Genomic DNA, 19429 nt, shown 5'->3' with positions numbered 1-19429 from the left:
GGGGTCATACATGAATACAAAAAACATCCGCCTGGGCTTGATCGGCGCCGGCCGCATGGGCAGCTTCCACGGCCTGACCGCCGCCCGGCACATTCCCGGCGCTTGCCTCGCCGCCATCGCCGACCCTACCCCAGGGCAAGCCGCACGTCTGGCGGCAGAGCTGGGTGTAGCCAAGGTTTACACCGACCCGCAGCAACTGCTCGACGACCCGGATATCGACGGCGTACTCATCGCCGCCCCCGCTCGCAGCCATGCCGAACTGGTGATCAGCGCCGCCCGTGCCGGCAAGGGCATCTTCTGCGAGAAACCCATGGCGATCACCCTCGATGAAGCCGACCGCGCCATCGCCGCTGCGGCCGATGCCCGGGTGCCACTGCAAGTCGGCTTCAACCGGCGCTTCGCCAACAGCTTTCGCGCCGCCCACCTCGACGTCGCCGCAGGCCGAATCGGCACCCCGCAGTTGCTGCGCTCCCTGACCCGCGACCCGGCGCTGAACAACCCTGGCGCCTCACCACAATGGGTGATTTTCCTGGAAACCCTGATCCACGACTTCGACACCCTGCGCTACCTCAACCCCGGCGCCGAAGCGGTGCAGGTGCAGGTGATGGCCGACGCCCTGATCGCCCCGGACTACAAAAGCCAGGGTTTGCTCGACACCGCCGTAGTCACGATCCGCTTCGATAACGGCGCGATTGCCACCGCCGAAGCCAGCTTCCAGGCGGTGTATGGCTATGACGTGCGTGGTGAAGTGTTCGGCAGCGCCGGCATGCTGACCATGGGCGGCGTGCAGGCCTGCGACCTGGTGCGCTACCAGGCCCAGGGCATCCAGGCCGACACCCAGCGCCTGGACACCGACCTGTTGCGCGATGCCTACATTGCCGAGCTCAACCACTTCGTCGACTGCCTGCGCAGCGGCGCCAAGCCCCTGGCCAGCGGAGAAGATGCCCGCGCCGCCCTGGCGATTGCCCGCGCCTGTATCCAATCCTACGAGCAAGGCACGGCGGTGAGCCTATGAGCCCGTTCAAGCTGGCGGTGAGTGCCGAGATGGTGTTTCTGGACCTGCCCTTCGTCGAGCGGGTCAAGCGGATTCATGCCCTGGGTTTCAGCGCCGAAATCTGGAACTGGACAGACAAGGACATCAACGCCCTGGCCGCGACGGGCGCGGACTTCACCTCCATGACCGGCTACATCAGCGGCACGCTCACCGACCCCGACGGTATCCGCCACTTGCTCGACAGCGCCCGCGAATCCTTAAGCGTTGCCGAGCGCCTCAAGTGCCCCAGCCTCAATTTGCACGGCACCGGCCTTGGTGACGGCGGCCTGCCGGTGCAACCCGTCAGCCGGACCACCGGGCGCATGTGGCTGAGTGCCTGCAAGACGCTGGAGAAAATCGCTCGCCTGGGGCAAGACGCCGGCCGCGTGTTCCTGCTGGAAAACCTCAACACCGAGGTCGACCACCCCGGCACGCCATTCGCCCGCGCCGACGACACCCTGGCGCTGATCGAAGCCGTGGGCAGCCCGCATTTGAAAATGAACCTGGACCTTTACCACGCGCAGATCGGCGAAGGAAATCTGATCGAATTGATCCAGCGCGCGGGCAGCGCCATCGGCGAAATCCAGGTGGCGGACGTGCCCGGGCGCCAGGAGCCTGGCACCGGCGAAATCCACTACCCGGCGATCGCCAGGGCGCTGCAGGCCATCGGCTACAGCGGCGTGGTCGGCCTGGAAGCCTGGGCCAGCGGCGACAGCGAAGCCGCCCTGCAGCGTTTTCGCCAAGCCTTCACCCTATAACAACAAGAGGAACACCCCATGCATCGCTATTCATTGATCGTTGCCACCCTGTTGCTGCTGTTCAGCCAATGGACCTTCGCCGCGTATCGCATCGGCGTGAGCATCGCGCGGGTCGACGATAACTTCATGACCTATGTGCGCACCGGCCTTGAAACGGCCGCCAAACAACAAGACGTGCAGATCCAGTTCGAGGACGCCCAGGGCGACGTGGTGCGTCAGCTCAACCAGGTCGAAGGGTTCCTCAACCAGAACGTCGACGCGGTCATCGTGCTGCCGGTGGACACCGCCGCCACCGCCAACATGACCCGCGCCGCCGTGGCCGCCAACAAGCCATTGGTGTACGTCAACCGCCATCCCGACCAACGCACGCTGCCCAAGGGGGTCGTGACCGTGGCGTCCAACGACATCGAAGCCGGGCAACTGCAAATGCGCTACCTCGCGGAAAAACTCGGCGGCAAGGGCAACGTGGCGATCATCATGGGCGACCTGGCGCAAAACGCCACCCATGACCGCACTGAAGGCGCCAAGCAGGTGCTCAAGGACTTTCCCGGGATCAAGATCGTCGAGCAGCAAAGTGCCGAATGGCAACGCAGCAAGGCCATGGACCTGACCAGCAACTGGCTGCTGGCGGGCACACAGTTCGATGCGATTGTGGCCAACAACGATGAAATGGCGATTGGCGCGGCCATGGCGTTGCAGCAGGCCGGCAAAGCCAAGGGCGAAGTGGCGATTGTCGGCATCGATGGCCTGCCCGATGGCCTGGCGGCGATCAGGCGCGGCGTGCTCACCGCCTCAGTGTTCCAGGACCCCAAAGCCCAGGCGACTCAAGCGGTACAAGCGGCGGTGCGGATGATCAAGGGCGAGCCGATTGAGTCGGAGGTGTGGGTGCCGTTCGAACTCATAAAACCCGAACAGGTAGCGGTGTTCGAACAGCGCTACAAATAATTGAAGCCAAGAAGATCCAAATGTGGGAGAGGGCTTGCCCCCTCCCACACTTTCAGTCCAAGTCGCTCGCACTATGGCGCTCGGCCAACTGATCATCGCCGGACACCCGATTCACCCGCCGCCCGCGCTGCACCGCCGGCCGTGCATCAATCGCATCCGCCCAACGCACGACGTGCTCGTATTCATGCACCGAGAGAAACTCCGCCGCCCCATACAACCGCCCTTTGACCAACCCGCCGTACCAGGGCCAGATGGCGATGTCGGCAATGGTGTAGGCGTCCCCGGCGATGTACTCGCTCACCGCCAGGCGCTTGTCCAGCACATCCAGCTGGCGCTTGGCCTCCATGGCGAAGCGATTGATCGGGTATTCCATCTTGCTCGGCGCATACGCGTAGAAATGCCCGAAGCCGCCGCCCAAGTACGGTGCGCTGCCCATCTGCCAGAACAGCCACGACAGGCATTCGGCACGGGCGGCAGGTTCGGTGGGCAAAAACGCGCCGAACTTCTCGGCCAGGTACTGCAGGATCGCGCCCGACTCGAACACGCGAATCGGCGCAGCGCCGCTGTGATCCATCAACGCCGGAATCTTCGAGTTCGGATTTACCGCCACGAAACCGCTGCCAAACTGGTCGCCGTCGCCGATCTTGATTAGCCAGGCGTCGTATTCGGCACCGGTGTGCCCGAGCGCCAGCAGCTCTTCGAGCAGGATCGTGACCTTCTGCCCATTGGGCGTGGCCAGGGAATACAGCTGCAAGGGGTGCTTGCCGACCGGCAGCGCTTTTTCATGGGTAACGCCGGCGATGGGCCGGTTGATGCTGGCGAAGGTGCCGCCGCTTTCGGTGTCCCAGGTCCAGACCTTGGGGGGTACATAGTCAGACATGCTCGGTGCTCCTCGGGGGCGCTTGCGATCAACAAAGGGTTTTAGACTAAACCAAAGACGCGTGGCGCGTCACACTGGTGTCCCCGTCTTGCTCAGGCACCTGCACACGCAGGGCGATGAGCAAGGCCGCGAGCAACATCAACACACCCGCACCGATAAACACCCCACCAATGCCACTGAAGCTGAACATCAGCCCGCCGCCGGCAGCGCCCGCCGCGATGGCCGACTGCACCGACGCGACCACCATGCCTCCGGCACTTTCCGCCTGGTCCGGCACCGCCCGCGCGACCCAGTTCGACCACGCCACGGGCACGCCGCCAAATGCCATGCCCCATAGCGCCAGGAGCATCGCCTGGCCCGGCAGTGACGCCGGCAACCAGACCAGCGCCAGTGCCGCGATTGCCACCAACACCGGCATTAACACCAGTGTTGTGCGTGGGCGGCGCACCAGCAGCCACCCGGCGAACAGCGTGCCGGCGAAGTTCGCCACGCCGAACCCCAGCAGCATCAGCGCCAGCCCCTCGGTGTCGACCCCGGTGGTGCTTTCCAGGAACGGCCGGATGTAGGTGAACAGCGCGAAATGCGCGGTGTGCACCAGTACGCAGCCGAACATGCCGATGGCGATGCCGGGGCGCTGCAGTACGTCCAGCACGGTGCGCAGGCGCGCGGTGCCATGAGGTGCCATGCGCGGCAGGGTGAATGCCTGGAACGCCAGGGTCAGCAGGCCGACGGCAGCCGCCGCAATAAACGCACTGCGCCAGCCGTACAGGCCACCCAAATAGCTGCCCAGCGGCACGGCGACCACAGTGCCCAGCGCGATCCCGCTGAAAATGATCGACAGCGCACGGGGCAAGGACGCCGCCGGCACCAGGCGCATCGCCACTGCAGCGGCCATGCTCCAGAAACCGCCGAGGGCGATGCCCAGCAGGATGCGCATCAACAACAGCACCGTCAGACTGGAGGACAATGCCACCAGCAGGTTGGAGGCGATCATCAGCGTGGAAAACCCCAGCAGCACGACGCGCCGGTCGATACCACGGGTCAGCCCAGGCACCAGCAGGCCGGCAAACAGCGCTACCACCGCCGTCACCGTGACGGCCTGCCCGGCCAGCGCCTCGGTAACGCCCAGGTCCAGGGCCATCGGTGTCAACAGGCTGGCCGGCAAGTACTCCGCCGTGAGCAGGCCGAATACCCCCATCGCCAGGGAAAATACCGCCAGCCAGGCCGGCTCTGTCACAACGCCCGCAGGCGTATGGGCTGCACAATCAGTCATCGCAGGTCTTCCTCAAGTCATTGGCGAGGCGCTCAGTCTAGGTAGGCCGGCCAGGATGATCTATGATACAAAGCCTTGAGTTTTTAACCGAAACCCCGAGTATGACTTCAGTGGACGCTTTCACCGCTTCTTCCGAGCTGATCAACGAGTTGCTGCGCGGCATGCGCCTGCGGGGTGTGCAGTATCGGCGCATCCAGGCCGGGCCCACATTCGGCATGGGCTTTGGCGCCCGGCCGGGCCACGCCTATTTCCACTTTATCGCGGCCGGCCGCGCCACGCTGCGCACCGAGGACGGCAGCCTTTTCGCGCTGTCGGCCGGCAATGCGGTGTTCATCTCCCACGGCGGCGCGCACGCGCTGTTATCCGCAGCGGATGCCGTCGTGCAGGATATCGACCATTTCCACAGCGCACCGCTGGGGGATACCGTGTGCGCCGTGAATGCATCACCCGATACCGTCCCCAGCCTGGTGTTGTTCAGTGCGTGCATGGAGTTTGAGCTCGGCAGCCTCCAAGGGCTTGGCAACCTGATGCCGGCCCTGATGCTGATCGATGCCGGCGGCCAGCGTTACCCGGGGCTGATGCCGATCCTGGCAGTAATGGAGCGCGAAATGTCCACGGCGCGCGTAGGCTTTGCCGGCATTCTTGCGCGCCTCGCCGATGTGGTGGCGGCGATGATCGTACGCGGCTGGGTCGAGTGCGCCTGTGGCAACGCCTCGGGCCTGGTGGCCGCGTTGCGCGACCCGCGCCTGGCCAGCGCCCTGCTCGCCTTGCACCAGCAGCCGGGCCACGACTGGAGCGTGGCGGAGCTGGCCGCCCAGTGTCATACCTCGCGCTCGGTGTTCGCCGACCGCTTCCAGGCCGTCCTCGGCATACCGCCACTGCGCTACGCCACGGAACTGCGCATGCGCCTCGCCAGCCAATGGCTGACCCTGGAACGCATGCCCATCGAAACCGTGGCGCAACGCCTCGGTTACACCTCCCAAGCAGCGTTCAGCCGTGCCTTCAAACGCATCACCGGGCAGCCGCCGGGGGCTGCCAGGCGTTCGGCATGAAGGCCTGGAACAGCACGCGGTCTCCATAAACACCACTGTTCAACTGTGGGAGGGGGCTTGCTCCCGATGAGGGCATGTCAGTCAATGCATCTTTGACTGACCCACCGCTATCGGGAGCAAGCCCCCTCCCACAGTTGAACAGTGGCGCCTGGCCTAGACCCAGCCACCATCCACGATAAAGTTCTGCGCCGAACACATCGCCGAGGCATCCGAGGCGAGGAACAGCGCCATATTGGCGATATGCTCGGGCATCACGCTGCCTGGCAGGCACTGGCTGCGGGCGATCAGCTCACGGGCCGCGTCGTCCACCCACATGGCCAGTTGTTTTTCCGTCATCACCCAGCCTGGCACCAGGGTATTGACGCGGATGTGGTGGGGGCCCAGTTCCCGCGCCAGGCCACGGGTCATGCCGTGGGCGGCGGCCTTGCTGGCGGCGTACACCGGGTAGCCGGCGGAGGCCATCATCCAGCCGACCGAGCCCAGGTTGATGATCGAGCCGCCACCGGCCTCTTTCATCATTGGTACCACGGCCTTGGCGGCAAAGAAGGCGTGCTTGAGGTTGACCGCAATCAGCCGGTCGAACATTTCCGAGTCGATTTCTTCCAGGGTATGGCGTACGTCGTTCGCCGCGTTGTTGACCAGCACCGTGATCGGGCCGAGGGAATGTTCGAAGCGCCCGATCGCCGCGCGATAGCCGATCTCGTCGGTGATATCGCAGCATTCGAACTCAACGCTATGCCCGTTGGAGTTCAACAGCGCGGCCAGGCGTTCGCCCTGGCTTTGCGCGCGGTCCACGAACGCCACCTTGGCGCCCTGGGCGGCGAACGCCCGCACCATGAACTCGCCAATCCCGGAAGCCCCGCCGGAGATCAATACGGTCTTGCCCTTGAGGTCGGGATACAGGGCCTGCTGAGTACTCATAACGTGATGCCTCGATCAATTAGTCTTATTTTATTTTACGAAATCGGCGTTAAAGGCTATAAATTCGCTGTCTCAATCATGAAATATCGCACATTAGTAGAACTATTCAATCCAAAAACAACAAAAGGAAGTTCGACCATGAAGCACCCTCGATACCTGCTGTCCGGCCTGGCAATGTCCATGTTGATCGCCAGCGGCGGCGCCCAGGCCGCAGGCCTGACCAGCGAACACAAACCCTTCGGCAAAACCAATGACGGCACCGCCGTCGAACAATACGTGTTGCGCAACAGCCATGGCATGCAAGCCACGGTGATTACCTACGGCGGTGTGCTGCAATCGCTGAAGGTGCCGGACAAACACGGCAAGGTCGACGATGTGGTGCTGGGCTTTGACGACGTACAAGGCTATCAAGGCGGTACCGCGTTTTTTGGCGCGACCATCGGCCGCTTCGGCAATCGCCTGGCCGGCGGTGCCTTCGAACTCGACGGCAAACGCTACCAGGTGCCGCTCAACGACGGCCCCAACTCGCTGCATGGCGGCGCCCAGGGCTTCGACAAGCAGGTGTGGCAAGCCAAGCCGGTCAAGGACAAGGACTCGGTCGGGGTCACCCTCACCTACCTGTCCAAGGACGGTGAAATGGGTTTCCCCGGCAACCTGAAAACCGAAGTCACTTATCGCCTCAACGACAAGAACGAACTGCACATCGACTACAAGGCCACCACCGACAAACCAACCGTGCTCAACCTCACCAACCACAGCTACTTCAACCTGGCCGGCGCGGGTAACGGCGATATTCTCAAGCAGGTCGCCACCTTGCATGCCAGCCATTACACACCGGTGAACGCCACCCTGATTCCCACCGGCGAACTGGCGCCGGTCAAGGGCACACCGATGGACTTCCTCAAGCCTACCGCCATCGGCCAGCACATCAAGGAGGATCATCCGCAGCTCAAGTTCGCCGAACCGAAACAGGGTGGGTTCGACTTCAACTGGGCGCTGGACACCAAAGGCGATGTGAAGCAACTGGCGGCCGAGGTGCATGATCCTGAGTCGGGGCGGCGTTTGCAGCTCTATACCAGCGAACCGGGCGTGCAGTTCTACACCAGTAACTTCCTGGATGGTTCGGTGAAGGGCAAGGCTGGCAAGACCTACCAGCACTGGAGTGGGTTTACCTTGGAGACCCAGCACTTTCCGGATGCGCCTAACCAGCCCAAGTTTGCTTCGACCCGTTTGAACCCAGGGCAAACCTACACCCAGAACACCATCTTCAAGTTCACCGCCAACTAAAACCCTACATTGATCGTTCCCACGCTCCGCGTGGGAATGCCACCTGGGACGCTCCGCGTCCCGATTCAGAAGTGGACGCAGAGCGTCCCAGGGTGCATTCCCACGCAGAGCGTGGGAACGATCAAGTTCAGCGTTGTTTCATGCGGTCGATGACGACGGCCAACAGCAGGATCGAGCCGCGAATCACGTACTGGTAGAAGGTATCGATGTTCTTCAGGTTCATCGCATTTTCGATAATCGCCAGGATCAATACCCCCGCGATCACATGGCGGATCATGCCGATACCGCCACTCAACGACACACCGCCCAGCACACAGGCGGAAATCACCGTCAGCTCGAAGCCCTGGCCGATCATCGGTTGGCCGGAGGTCATGCGTGAGGCCAGGATCACCCCGGCCAACGCGCCGATCAAGCCGTGCACGGCGAAGATCAGGATCTTGGTGTGATCCACATTGACCCCCGCCAGCAACGCCGCTTCCGGGTTGCCGCCGATGGCCATGGTGTTGCGCCCGTAGGTGGTGTAGTTGAGCAACCAGCCGAAGAACAGGAAACACACGATGGTGATCAGGATCGGCACCGGCACGCCCAACAGCTGGCCGTTACCGAACACGAAGAACTGATCCTGGGACACGCCCACCGCTTTGCCGTCGGCGAAGATATAGGCCAGGCCACGCACGATCTGCATGGTCGCCAGGGTGGTGATCAGCGCGTTGACCCGCAGCTTGGCGATCACGATACCGTTGATCAACCCCACCATCAGGCCCATCAGCAGCGCCGCGCCGATGCCGAGCATCACGCTGTCGGTGTCGCGCATCACAATCGCCGCCACCACGCCGGCGCAGGCAATCACCGAGCCCACCGACAAGTCGAAATGCCCGGAGGCCAGGCAGAACAGCATGGTGCACGCCGCAATGCCTACCGTGGAAATCGCCAGGCCCAGCCCGCGCATGTTCAGCGGCGAGAGGAAGTTATCGATCAGCAAGGCACACAGGACAAAGATGCCCACCGCCGCCAGCAGCATCGCCCAGTTGTCGAGCAAGGCGCGCAGATCGAGGGGTTTGCGTGCCGAGGGCAGCGCGTTGTTTTGAGTGGTCATGGTCGTCTCTCAGTTCGCCAGGCCGCGCGGCAAGGCCAGCTGCAGCAGGTTGGATTCAGTCGCGTGTGCGCGTAGTTGTTCACCGCGCAGGGCGCCTTCGCACAGCACCAGGATGCGGTCGGAAATGCCCATGACTTCCATCAGGTCGCTGGACACCACGATCACCGCAATGCCTTGCGCCGCCAGGTTATGGATGATCTGGTAGATCTCGGCCTTGGCGCCGATATCGATGCCACGGGTCGGTTCGTCCAGCAGCAGCACCTTCATCGGCATCGACAGCCAGCGGCCGAGGATGGCTTTCTGTTGGTTGCCACCGGACAGGTACATGATCTTCTGCGCCGCGTTCGGGGTCTTGACCTTCATCGCCTTGATCTGGTGCTCGGCGTTGCCCTTCTCCCAACCATCGCGCAACAGCCAGCCGAACGCGGAATGCGCGCCACGGGCACTGATGTTGATGTTCTCGGCGACGCTGGACAGCGGAATGATGCCCTCCTTCTTGCGGTCCTCGGGCACAGCAGCACCCCGGCCGCGATGGCATCGCGAGGTGAGCGCAATTGCAGCGGCTCACCGCACAACTCCAGGCTGCCGGCACTGGCACGCTCCAGGCCGCTGAGCAGTCGGAACAGTTCCGTGCGCCCTGCCCCAACCAACCCGAACAGGCCGAGGATTTCGCCTTTGCGCACCTCAAAGCTGATCGGTTCGCGCAAGCCGGGGCCGAGCAGGCCGTTGACCTTCAGGGCGACGTCGCCGTGCTCGCGCGGGCGGTAGTCGTAGATGTCCTGAATATCGCGGCCGACCATGCAGGTCACCAACTGGTCGTGGTTCAGCGCGCTCATGTCATCGAAGGTACGCACGAAGCGGCCGTCCTTGAATACTGTCACCGCGTTGCAGATACGGAACACTTCTTCCATGCGGTGGGACACGTACAGCACCACTTTGCCCTCATCGCGCAGGCGCATGATGATCGCCATCAAGCGATCGATCTCCCGCGCCGAGAGGCTGCTGGTCGGTTCATCGAAGGCGATCACATGGGCGCCACGGGACAGCGCCTTGGCGATTTCCACCAGTTGGCGCTGGCCCAGGGACAGGCGCCCGAGCTTTTCCTGGGGGTCGATTTCATCGGCCAGGCCCTTGAGACACGCCAGCGCCTGCTGGCGCAGCACGCTGCGATTGACCACACCAAAACGCGACGGCAAATGCCCGAGGAACAGGTTCTCCGCCACGGTCATTTCCGGCACCAGGTGCAGTTCCTGGTGGATCACCGCAACGCCGCTGGCAATGCTGTCGGCGGCGCATTTGAAGGCCATGACCTGCTCGCCGATCTGCACCGTGCCGGTGCTGGGAATATAGGCGCCGCCGAGGATCTTCAGCAGCGTCGACTTACCCGCACCGTTCTCGCCCATCAGGGCATGCACTTGCCCTGGGTGGGCGGTGAAGCTGATGCCGTCGAGCGCCTTGACCCCAGGGAAGGTTTTGCCGATACCGTCAAAACGCAGGGCCGCAGCGGTCATTTCCACAGCCCGATCTTGGTCAGTTCCGCCTGGAAGTTCTCGCGGGTGATCAGGGTCACTTCGTCCATGGCGGTGTACTTCGGCGGTTCAGTGCCTTTGGTGACCCATTCGTACATCATCAGCGCGGTGTTGTAGCCCTCGATATGCGGGCTGGGCAGCATCGAGCCGAAGAAGCCGCTGTTGGCTTTCTTCAATTCACCGATGGCATCGGTGCCATTGATGCCGATGCCGATCACATTAGCCGCCGCGAAGCCGGCGCTTTCGGTAGCACGTACGCCGCCGAGCACGGTGTTGTCGTTCATGCCGCCGATGATCAGGTTTTTTGCGCCGCCAGGCAGCTTGACCAGCGCCGAGTTGGTGGCGTCCATGCTGCCTGGGACGTCGAGGGTTTTCAGCGCGGCGGTCAGGATATGGTCCTTGGGAATGCCGGCTTCTTCCAGGGACTTGATCGAGCCGTCGGTGCGTTTCTTGCCGGTGTCGAGTTCGTTGAAGGTGTTGATCACCGCATAGGTGTCCTTCCAGTCCCAACCGCGTTTTTTCGCTTCGGCGGCCATGGCGGCGCCCTGCTTCTGGCCCACTTCGAAGGCGGCCATGCCCAGGTACGGCACGTCCTCCATGAAGTTGCCCTTGGCATCGACGAAACGGTCATCCACCGCGATCACTTTCAGGCCGTTGGCCTTGGCCTTGGCGACAATGGCCGGACCCAGGGACACATCCGGCGGGCAGATCACGAAACCCTTGGCGCCGTTGGCGGCCAGGCTGTCGATGGCCGAAAGGGTTTTCTCACCGTCGGGCACGGCGATCTTGATCACGGTAAACCCGTGTTCCTTGCCGGCTTTTTCGGCGAAGGCCCATTCGGTCTGGAACCAGGGCTCTTCGGCCTGCTTGACCAGAAAGCCGATCTTCACTTCTTCAGCGGCCAGCAGCAGGCCGCTCAAGCTCATGGCCGAGACCGCCACAGCGGCGCAGCACAGGGAACGCAAACCACGACGACGATTCATACGGGTGACTCCTTGTTGTTGTTTTTGAATATTCGTTTTTCGGTTTATCCGGCGAAGCGGTGACAGGGCTTGCCTGGCACCTCCACCTCCATGCTCAGTACCGCACCGTCCAATGGGTGATCCAAGGGGCTGGCGGCGCTGGTGATATACAGGGTGGTCAGATCAGGCCCACCAAACACGCAACTGGTGGGGCGGCTGACGGGCAGTTCGACGATGCGGTCCACTTGCCCTTGCGGCGTCAGGCGTAGCAGGCAACTGCCGTCCCAGCGCGCATTCCAGATGTAACCCTCACTGTCCATGGCCGAGCCGTCCGGCCCGCCGCGTTCGTGGGCAGCGAACCACGTCCGGGCGGCGTCGAGCTGGCCGTCGGGTTGGATGGCATGCCGGTACAGCGTGCCATCCAGGCTGTCGCCGAAATGCACATGGCCGCCGTCGTCGCTCCATAACAGCGTGTTGGGAATGCCCAGCCCGCTCAGCAGCGGCGTGACCGTCGCATCGGCGTCGATACGAAACAGCCCACCGGAGCGTCGCGTGATGGGCAGGTCTTCGCCGTGGGCGCCGATGTTGTTCTGCATGGTGCCCAGCCATAGTCGGCCCTGGGCATCGCAACGGGCTTCGTTGCCGCGGTTACCCGGTTGCGGGTCGGCCACGCACAGCAGGGTCAGGGCTTCGGTGTTCAAGTCCAGCCGGTACACACCGCTGCTCAGGGTCACCAGCGCATCCCCGCTTTCGCAGGGGATGAACGCCGAGACGTGTTCGGGTAATTGCCAGACTCGCAACTGCCCGTCCATCAGGCGCAGGGCCTGGCGGGCGGCGATATCCACCCAATACAGGGCCTGGGACGGAGCATCCCAGAACGGCCCTTCGCCCAACCGGGCACGGTGCGGGGTGACTGCGCTCAACGACATGAAGCCTCCGGGTGACTTACAGGGATTCTCGAGACGGCGCGCCATCCACCAGCCGCTGGATACGCAACGGGTTGGCGTTTTTCAGCGCGTCGGGCAGCAGGCTATCAGGGTAGTTCTGGAAGCACACCGGGCGCAGGAACCGATCGATGGCCAAGGTGCCGACCGAGGTGCCACGGGCATCGGAGGTGGCCGGGTACGGTCCGCCGTGCACCATCGAATCGCAGACTTCCACACCAGTGGGGTAACCGTTGAGCAGGATGCGCCCGACTTTCTGTTCCAGCAGCGGCGTCAGCTCGGCGAACTGTTGCAGGTCAGCCGGTTCGCCAATGATGGTGGCGGTCAACTGCCCGTGCAGGCCCTGCAAGGCGGCGCTGAGCTGGGCCTGGTCGGCGACTTCGACAAACACCGTGGTCGGGCCGAACACTTCTTCCTGCAGCACTTCATCGCCGTCGATCAACAGGCGCACATCGGCCTTGAACAACTGCGGCTGGGCCTGGTTGCCCGATTGGGCGTTGCCCGCCAGGTGCTCGATACCGGGGTGAGACAGGAGCTTTTCCAGGCCCTTGCCGTAGCTGCCCAAGGTGCCCGCGTTAAGCATGGTTTGCGCCGGTTGCTCGCCGATCAGCTTCGCGACTTGTTGCGTGAACGCGGTGAACGCTGGGGACGTGATGCCGATCACCAAGCCAGGATTGGTGCAGAACTGGCCGCAGCCTTGCACCACCGAGGCGGTCAGGTCGCGGGCGACGCTGTCGGCGCGGGCTTGCAGCGCCTGCGGCAGCACGATGACCGGGTTGATGCTCGACATCTCGGCAAACACCGGGATCGGCTGCGGGCGCGCCGCCGCCATATCGCACAGGGCACGGCCGCCCTTGAGCGAGCCGGTAAAGCCGACGGCCTGGATCGCCGGGTGCTTGACCAGCGCTTCGCCAACACCGCCGCCGAAGATCATGTTGAACACGCCTGCCGGCATTTCGGTGGCTTGGGCGGCGCGGATGATCGCATCGGCCACCTGCTCGGCCGTCGCCATATGCCCGCTGTGGGCCTTGAATACCACCGGGCAACCGGCTGCCAGCGCAGCGGCGGTATCACCGCCGGCGGTGGAAAATGCCAGGGGGAAGTTACTGGCGCCGAACACCGCGACCGGGCCCAGGCCGATGCGGTATTGGCGCAGGTCCGGACGCGGCAATGGCTGGCGATCCGGCAGCGCTTTGTCGATGCGCGCGCCGTAAAAATCACCGCGACGCAACACCGTGGCGAACAGGCGCATCTGGCCGCTGGTACGCCCACGTTCGCCTTTGATGCGCGCCGCCGGCAAGGCGGTTTCGCGGCAGACCAGCTCGACGAAATCATCGCCCAGTGCGTCCAACTCGTCGGCAATCGCATCAAGAAATTGCGCACGGCGCGACGCGCTCAAGGCGCGGTAAGCCGGGTACGCGGCGGCGGCCGCTTTGGCGGCGGCATCCACCTCCTGCGGGTGGCCTGGTAGAACGCCTGGGGCAAGGCTTCGCCGGTGGTGGCGTCGACGCTCTGCAACTGGGTGCTGCCGTTGGCACTGCGTTGGCCGCCGATGTAGTTGTGGCCGAGGAACTGGGTCATGGGGCTCTCCTTTAAAGGGTAATGACGTTGCCGGGTTCGAATGCCGCATCACTGCTGCCGACACGGTTGACCAACGGCGCGCCGAATTCAGCCTGGGTAATCTCGAACACATCGCCGGCCTGGGTACGTATACCGTCGGCAAATGACAGCGTGGCGGTGCCGAAGAAGTGGATGTGCACATCGCCGGGCTTGAGGAACTGACGGTATTTGAAGTGGTGGTATTCGAGGTTTTCCAGGCTGTGGCACATATTGGCCTCGCCGCTGAGGAATTCGTTCCGCCAGATTTCTTCGCCGTTACGCAGGATGCGGCTGGTGCCTGCCAGGTGCTGGGGCAACTCGCCCACGCGCAGCTCCGGCCCGTAGCTGCAACTGCGCAGTTTGGAATGGGCCAGGTACAGGTAGTTCTTGCGTTCCATCACATGGTCGGAAAATTCGTTGCCCACCGCAAAGCCAACACGGTAGGGCTTGCTGTCCGGGCCGATCACGTAGAGGCCACCGATTTCCGGCTCTTCGCCGGCGTCTTCGGCAAACGGCGGTACCGGGAACGCGGCGCCGGGGCGCACCACGGTGCTGCCGTCGCCTTTATAGAACCACTCCGGCTGCACGCCCGCCTGCCCGGCGGCTGGCTTGCCGCCCTCAACCCCCCATTTGAAGATGCGCATGGTGTCGGTCAGGGCGGTGTCGTCACCGGCCTGGTGCATTTTGTCTCGCGCCGAAGCGCTGCCCAGGTGAGTCAAGCCGGTACCGCTGATCAGCATATGGGCCGGGTCCGGGTGGTCCAGTGGCGGCAGCACCTTGAGTTCGGCCAACAACGCGGCGTAGTCGTGGCTGTCGCCCAGGCCAAGGCTGTTCACCTGCTGCTCGAGGCCCACACCGGCTTCGATCGCGGCCAGGGCCAATTCACGCACGCTGCGCGCCGCCTGAACTTCGCGCAGCTGTGTGCCTTCCACTACGCCGACGCGGCGTTCGCCGTTGGGCAACTCGAACTGAACTAAACGCATGCCATTTCTCCTGAATTAAGTACGTGTGGCGCCACGGGCACTGGCGGCGAATTGGTCGGCGGGCAGCACATGCTTGCGTTCCAGCAGGCGGTAGACCACCAGGGTCAGCACCAGCCCGAACAGCATCACGCCGGACAAGAAGTACAGGCCCGAGGCCAGGTTGCCGGTGTATTCCTTGAGCGCACCGATCACGAACGGGCCGATGTAGCCGCCAAGGTTGCCCACCGAATTGATCAACGCGATACCCGCCGCCGCACTGGCACCGGCGAAGAAGCGGCCCGGCAAGGTCCAGAACACCGCCGTGCAGGAAAACATCGCGAACGCCGCCAGGCACAGGGCCGCCATTTGCAGCACCGGCACACTGAGCCAGGCGCTGAAGAACAGGCCGATGGCGCCCAGTACATAGAGCACGGCAAGGTGGCCGTAACGGTCATTCAAACGGTCGGAACTGCGCGGGATGATCAGCAGGCCGATGATGCCGAAGATGTAAGGCACGGCGGAGATGAAGCCGGTGGTGAGGTCACTGCCGCCAAATTGCTTGATCAAGGTCGGCAGCCACAGGCCCAGGCCGTAGATGCTCAAGGTCACCGGCAGGTAGAACAGCGCCAGCAGCAACACGCGCTTGTCCTTGAGCGCATGCAGCGGGTTGCCGTGGCGGGTCTGGCCGTAGGCTTGCAGGTCTTTGTTGAGCTCACCGGTGAGCCAGGCCTTTTCTTCCTCGCTCATCCACTTGACTTGGCTGGGGCCGTCCGGCAGGTAGCGCAGCACCGGCCAGGTGAGCAGGATCGCCGGGGTGCCGATCACGATGAACAGCCACTGCCAGCCGTGCAGGCCCAGGGTGCCGTCCATGCCCAGCAAGCCGCCGGACACGGGCCCGGTGATCATCATCGCGATTGGTTGGGAGAGGATGAACAGCCCGAGGATCTTGCCGCGATGGCGCACCGGGAACCACTGGGTGATGTAGTACAGCACGCCCGGAAAGAACCCGGCCTCGGCCGCGCCGAGCAGAAAGCGCATCACATAGAAGCTGTGCGGCCCTTGTACGAAGGCCATGCCGATGGTGATGGTGCCCCAGGTGATCATGATGCGCGCGAACCAGCGCCGCGCGCCAAAGCGGTCGAGCATCAGGTTGCTGGGAATCTCGAACAGGAAGTAGCCAATGAAGAACAACCCCGCGCCCAAGCCATAGGCCGCATCGCCGATGCCGACGTCGGCGCCCATGTGCAGCTTGGCGAAGCCCACGGCAGAGCGGTCCACGTAGGCAATCAGGTACAGCAGGATCAGGAAGGGAATCAGTTTCAGCGTGATGCGCCGAATAAGCCGCAGTTCCTGGCTCATGGGGTCGATCTCCGATTGTTGTTTTTATAGAAGCTCGGGGGACGCCTCTCGCGAAAATCCGCCAGGGTCATACCTCAGTTGAGAAAGACTATATAGTAGGACTATTTGCAAAACAACTCTTCCAAAGCTTCGATTTTGCGCTTATGTTTAACCACGCTCAGAACATATAGTCATACAATAAGAGAATCGATCATGTCTGATAAAAAGCCCGGCCTACGCTCCGCCCAGTGGTTCGGTACTGCCGACAAGAACGGCTTCATGTACCGCAGCTGGATGAAGAACCAGGGCATTGCCGACCATCAGTTCCATGGCAAGCCGATCATCGGCATCTGTAACACCTGGTCGGAGCTGACCCCGTGCAACGCGCACTTTCGCCAGATCGCCGAGCACGTTAAACGCGGTGTGATCGAAGCCGGTGGCTTCCCGGTGGAATTCCCGGTGTTCTCCAACGGCGAATCCAACCTGCGCCCCACAGCCATGCTGACGCGCAATCTGGCGAGCATGGACGTGGAAGAAGCGATTCGCGGCAACCCGATCGATGGCGTGGTGCTGCTCACCGGCTGCGACAAAACCACCCCGGCCCTGCTGATGGGTGCCGCCAGTTGTGATGTGCCGGCCATCGTCGTCACCGGCGGGCCGATGCTCAACGGCAAACACAAGGGCCAGGACATCGGCTCGGGCACGGTAGTGTGGCAGCTCAGCGAACAGGTCAAGGCCGGCACCATTACTCTGGATGATTTCCTCGCGGCCGAAGGCGGCATGTCGCGTTCGGCGGGTACCTGCAACACCATGGGCACCGCGTCGACCATGGCCTGCATGGCCGAGGCCCTGGGCACCTCCCTGCCCCACAACGCGGCGATTCCGGCAGTGGATGCACGGCGTTATGTGCTGGCGCACATGTCGGGCATGCGTGCGGTAGAGATGGTGCGCGAAGACTTGAAGCTGTCAAAGATCCTCACCAAGGAAGCCTTCGAAAACGCGATCCGGGTGAACGCGGCCATCGGCGGTTCGACCAACGCGGTGATCCACTTGAAAGCCATCGCCGGGCGCATCGGCGTCGAGCTGGACCTGGATGACTGGACCCGCATCGGGCGTGGCATGCCGACCATCGTCGACCTGCAACCCTCGGGGCGCTTCCTGATGGAAGAGTTCTACTATGCCGGCGGCCTGCCGGCCGTTTTGCGCCGCCTGGGCGAAGCCAACCTGATCCCGCATCCGAATGCCTTGACCGTCAACGGCAAAACCTTGAGCGAGAACACCAAGGACTCACCGATCTACGGCCAGGACGAAGTGATCCGCACCCTCGACAACCCGATCCGCGCCGACGGCGGCATCTGCGTGCTGCGCGGTAACCTGGCGCCGCTGGGTGCGGTGCTCAAACCGTCTGCAGCCAGCGCCGAGCTGATGCAACACCGCGGCCGCGCAGTAGTGTTCGAAAACTTCGACATGTACAAGGCACGCATCAACGATCCGGAACTGGACGTGGACGCCAACTCGATCCTGGTCATGAAAAACTGCGGACCCAAGGGTTACCCAGGCATGGCCGAAGTCGGCAACATGGGCCTGCCGGCCAAATTGCTGGCCCAGGGCGTGACCGACATGGTGCGGATTTCCGATGCGCGCATGAGCGGCACCGCGTATGGCACGGTGGTGCTGCATGTGGCGCCGGAAGCCGCAGCGGGCGGGCCGTTGGCGGCCGTGCAGGAAGGTGACTGGATTGAACTCGACTGCGCCAATGGGCGCTTGCACCTGGACATCCCCGACGCCGAATTGGCGTCGCGCATGGCCGACCTGGCACCGCCCGAGAAACTCATCGTCGGCGGCTATCGCCAGCTGTACATCGACCATGTGCTACAGGCCGACCAGGGTTGCGACTTCGACTTCCTGGTGGGCTGCCGTGGCGCCGAAGTCCCCCGGCATTCCCACTAATTGGGATGCTATGATGCGGCGAATTTAAGCCAGAGCCTGCCCGTCGTTATGGATCACCAGCCGCCCAAGCCGCGCAAGAGCATGCATGCCCAGATCGTTCAGGACTTGGGCATGCACATCGTTTCCGGGCGCTTCAAGCCGGAAGAAAGACTGCCCATGGAAGCCACGCTGTGCGAGGAATACAAGGTCAGCCGTTCGGTGTTGCGCGAGGCGACGCGGGTGCTCAGCGCCAAGGGCCTGGTGTATTCCAAGCCTCGGGTGGGCGCCGTGGTGCGGCCACGTTTGAAGTGGCACCTGCTCGACCCGGACGTGCTGTCCTGGTTGATGCAGTCCACGCCCCACAGCGAGTTTTTCAACACGCTGGCCGGGGTGCGGCGCATCCTCGAACCGGAAATCGCCGCCATGGCCGCGACCACCGCCACCGATGAAGACATCGCCACCATCGAAAAAGCCTACCAGGGCATGGAAACGGCCAAGACCCACGACGAACTGTTGCAGGCCGACCTGGACTTCCACCGCGCCATTGCCGACGCCACCCGCAACGACCTGCTCGCCTATATGTGCAACATGCTGTCGTTGCCGTTGCGCGAGTCGATCAACATCACCAACCGCCGCCCGGATATCCAGGGCCTGAGCCTGCCCCGGCACAAGGCGATCCTCACCGCGATCAAAAACCGCGACGCACTGGGCGCGCGGCATGCATCGTTGGTGCAGTTGGATGACACGCGGGTGGCGTTGGATACGGTGATGAATGTGTTGACGCCGTTGTAGCCTCTCAAGGCTGAAACAAGATCCAATGTGGGAGGGGGCTTGCCCCCGATTGCAGTGTGTCAGTCTCAATATTTTTGACTGATACACCGCTATCGGGAGCAAGCCCCCTCCCACATTTGGAACTGTGTA

General features: G+C 63.2%; 15 protein-coding genes and 2 pseudogenes. 7 read left to right on the top strand and 10 right to left on the bottom strand.

Going from position 1 to position 19429, the window contains the following annotated elements:
- Window positions 1–10: 10 nt before the first annotated feature.
- Genes C4J93_RS11725 through C4J93_RS11715 form a run of 3 tightly spaced genes read left to right on the top strand, consistent with a single transcriptional unit; the run spans window position 11 to window position 2736 of the window.
- The gene (locus C4J93_RS11725; protein ID WP_124429383.1) at window positions 11–1015 is read left to right on the top strand and encodes a Gfo/Idh/MocA family oxidoreductase; all 1005 of its coding nucleotides are present in this window, start codon (window positions 11–13) and stop codon (window positions 1013–1015) included.
- A complete protein-coding gene (locus C4J93_RS11720; RefSeq protein ID WP_124429382.1) occupies window positions 1012–1791 on the top strand; it encodes a TIM barrel protein in 780 nt (259 codons plus the stop codon). The genes C4J93_RS11725 and C4J93_RS11720 overlap by 4 nt, the downstream gene beginning before the upstream one ends.
- Window positions 1792–1809: 18 nt before the next feature.
- The gene (locus C4J93_RS11715) at window positions 1810–2736 is read left to right on the top strand and encodes a sugar ABC transporter substrate-binding protein (RefSeq protein ID WP_124403915.1); all 927 of its coding nucleotides are present in this window, start codon (window positions 1810–1812) and stop codon (window positions 2734–2736) included.
- A gap of 52 nt (window positions 2737–2788) precedes the next feature.
- Here C4J93_RS11715 and yghU read toward each other — a convergent pair whose 3' ends face one another.
- Entirely contained in the window at window positions 2789–3616 is an 828-nt protein-coding gene (gene yghU, locus C4J93_RS11710; protein WP_124429381.1) for a glutathione-dependent disulfide-bond oxidoreductase, read from the bottom strand.
- Window positions 3617–3662: 46 nt separating this feature from the next.
- Window positions 3663–4889, bottom strand: a complete 1227-nt coding sequence (locus C4J93_RS11705) for an MFS transporter (protein ID WP_124429380.1) — start codon at window positions 4887–4889, stop codon at window positions 3663–3665.
- Window positions 4890–4990: 101 nt separating this feature from the next.
- Here C4J93_RS11705 and C4J93_RS11700 point away from each other — a divergent pair, with 101 nt between their 5' ends.
- A complete protein-coding gene (locus tag C4J93_RS11700) occupies window positions 4991–5941 on the top strand; it encodes an AraC family transcriptional regulator (protein WP_124429379.1) in 951 nt (316 codons plus the stop codon).
- 153 nt (window positions 5942–6094) lie between these two features.
- Here C4J93_RS11700 and C4J93_RS11695 read toward each other — a convergent pair whose 3' ends face one another.
- Complete coding sequence (locus tag C4J93_RS11695) at window positions 6095–6862, bottom strand: SDR family NAD(P)-dependent oxidoreductase (RefSeq protein WP_124403911.1); 768 nt, start codon at window positions 6860–6862, stop codon at window positions 6095–6097.
- A gap of 138 nt (window positions 6863–7000) precedes the next feature.
- On the opposite strand from C4J93_RS11695, the gene C4J93_RS11690 reads away from it, so the two are divergent.
- Entirely contained in the window at window positions 7001–8149 is a 1149-nt protein-coding gene (locus tag C4J93_RS11690; RefSeq protein WP_124362477.1) for an aldose epimerase family protein, read from the top strand.
- A gap of 127 nt (window positions 8150–8276) precedes the next feature.
- Here C4J93_RS11690 and araH read toward each other — a convergent pair whose 3' ends face one another.
- From araH to C4J93_RS11655, 7 genes and pseudogenes are all read right to left on the bottom strand, one after another.
- Window positions 8277–9245, bottom strand: a complete 969-nt coding sequence (gene araH / locus C4J93_RS11685; protein WP_124429378.1) for an L-arabinose ABC transporter permease AraH — start codon at window positions 9243–9245, stop codon at window positions 8277–8279.
- A gap of 9 nt (window positions 9246–9254) precedes the next feature.
- Window positions 9255–10756 (bottom strand): annotated as a pseudogene (araG, locus tag C4J93_RS11680) (L-arabinose ABC transporter ATP-binding protein AraG).
- Window positions 10753–11757 (bottom strand): substrate-binding domain-containing protein, encoded by a 1005-nt coding sequence (locus tag C4J93_RS11675; protein ID WP_124362474.1) that lies wholly within the window; start codon window positions 11755–11757, stop codon window positions 10753–10755. Before C4J93_RS11675 ends, araG begins: the two are co-directional and overlap by 4 nt.
- A 44-nt stretch (window positions 11758–11801) precedes the next feature.
- Window positions 11802–12665 carry an SMP-30/gluconolactonase/LRE family protein gene (locus C4J93_RS11670; protein WP_124429377.1) on the bottom strand — a complete coding sequence of 288 codons (864 nt, stop codon included), beginning with the start codon at window positions 12663–12665 and terminating at the stop codon, window positions 11802–11804.
- A gap of 16 nt (window positions 12666–12681) precedes the next feature.
- Window positions 12682–14261, bottom strand: a pseudogene (locus C4J93_RS11665) (aldehyde dehydrogenase (NADP(+))).
- An 11-nt stretch (window positions 14262–14272) separates the two neighbouring features.
- Entirely contained in the window at window positions 14273–15262 is a 990-nt protein-coding gene (araD1, locus tag C4J93_RS11660; RefSeq protein ID WP_124429376.1) for an AraD1 family protein, read from the bottom strand.
- Between the two features lie 15 nt (window positions 15263–15277).
- Window positions 15278–16600 (bottom strand): MFS transporter, encoded by a 1323-nt coding sequence (locus C4J93_RS11655; protein ID WP_124409605.1) that lies wholly within the window; start codon window positions 16598–16600, stop codon window positions 15278–15280.
- Window positions 16601–16792: 192 nt separating this feature from the next.
- Here C4J93_RS11655 and C4J93_RS11650 point away from each other — a divergent pair, with 192 nt between their 5' ends.
- On the top strand, window positions 16793–18529 hold the full coding sequence (locus C4J93_RS11650; RefSeq protein ID WP_124429375.1) for an IlvD/Edd family dehydratase: 1737 nt from the start codon (window positions 16793–16795) through the stop codon (window positions 18527–18529).
- Window positions 18530–18577: 48 nt separating this feature from the next.
- Window positions 18578–19300, top strand: a complete 723-nt coding sequence (locus C4J93_RS11645) for a FadR/GntR family transcriptional regulator (RefSeq protein WP_124406956.1) — start codon at window positions 18578–18580, stop codon at window positions 19298–19300.
- The last annotated feature ends 129 nt before the right edge of the window (window positions 19301–19429 follow it).

It is taken from the genome of Pseudomonas sp. R2-37-08W (assembly GCF_003851705.1).
GTDB lineage: Bacteria > Pseudomonadota > Gammaproteobacteria > Pseudomonadales > Pseudomonadaceae > Aquipseudomonas.
This window is presented reverse-complemented; position numbering and strand designations above follow the sequence as displayed.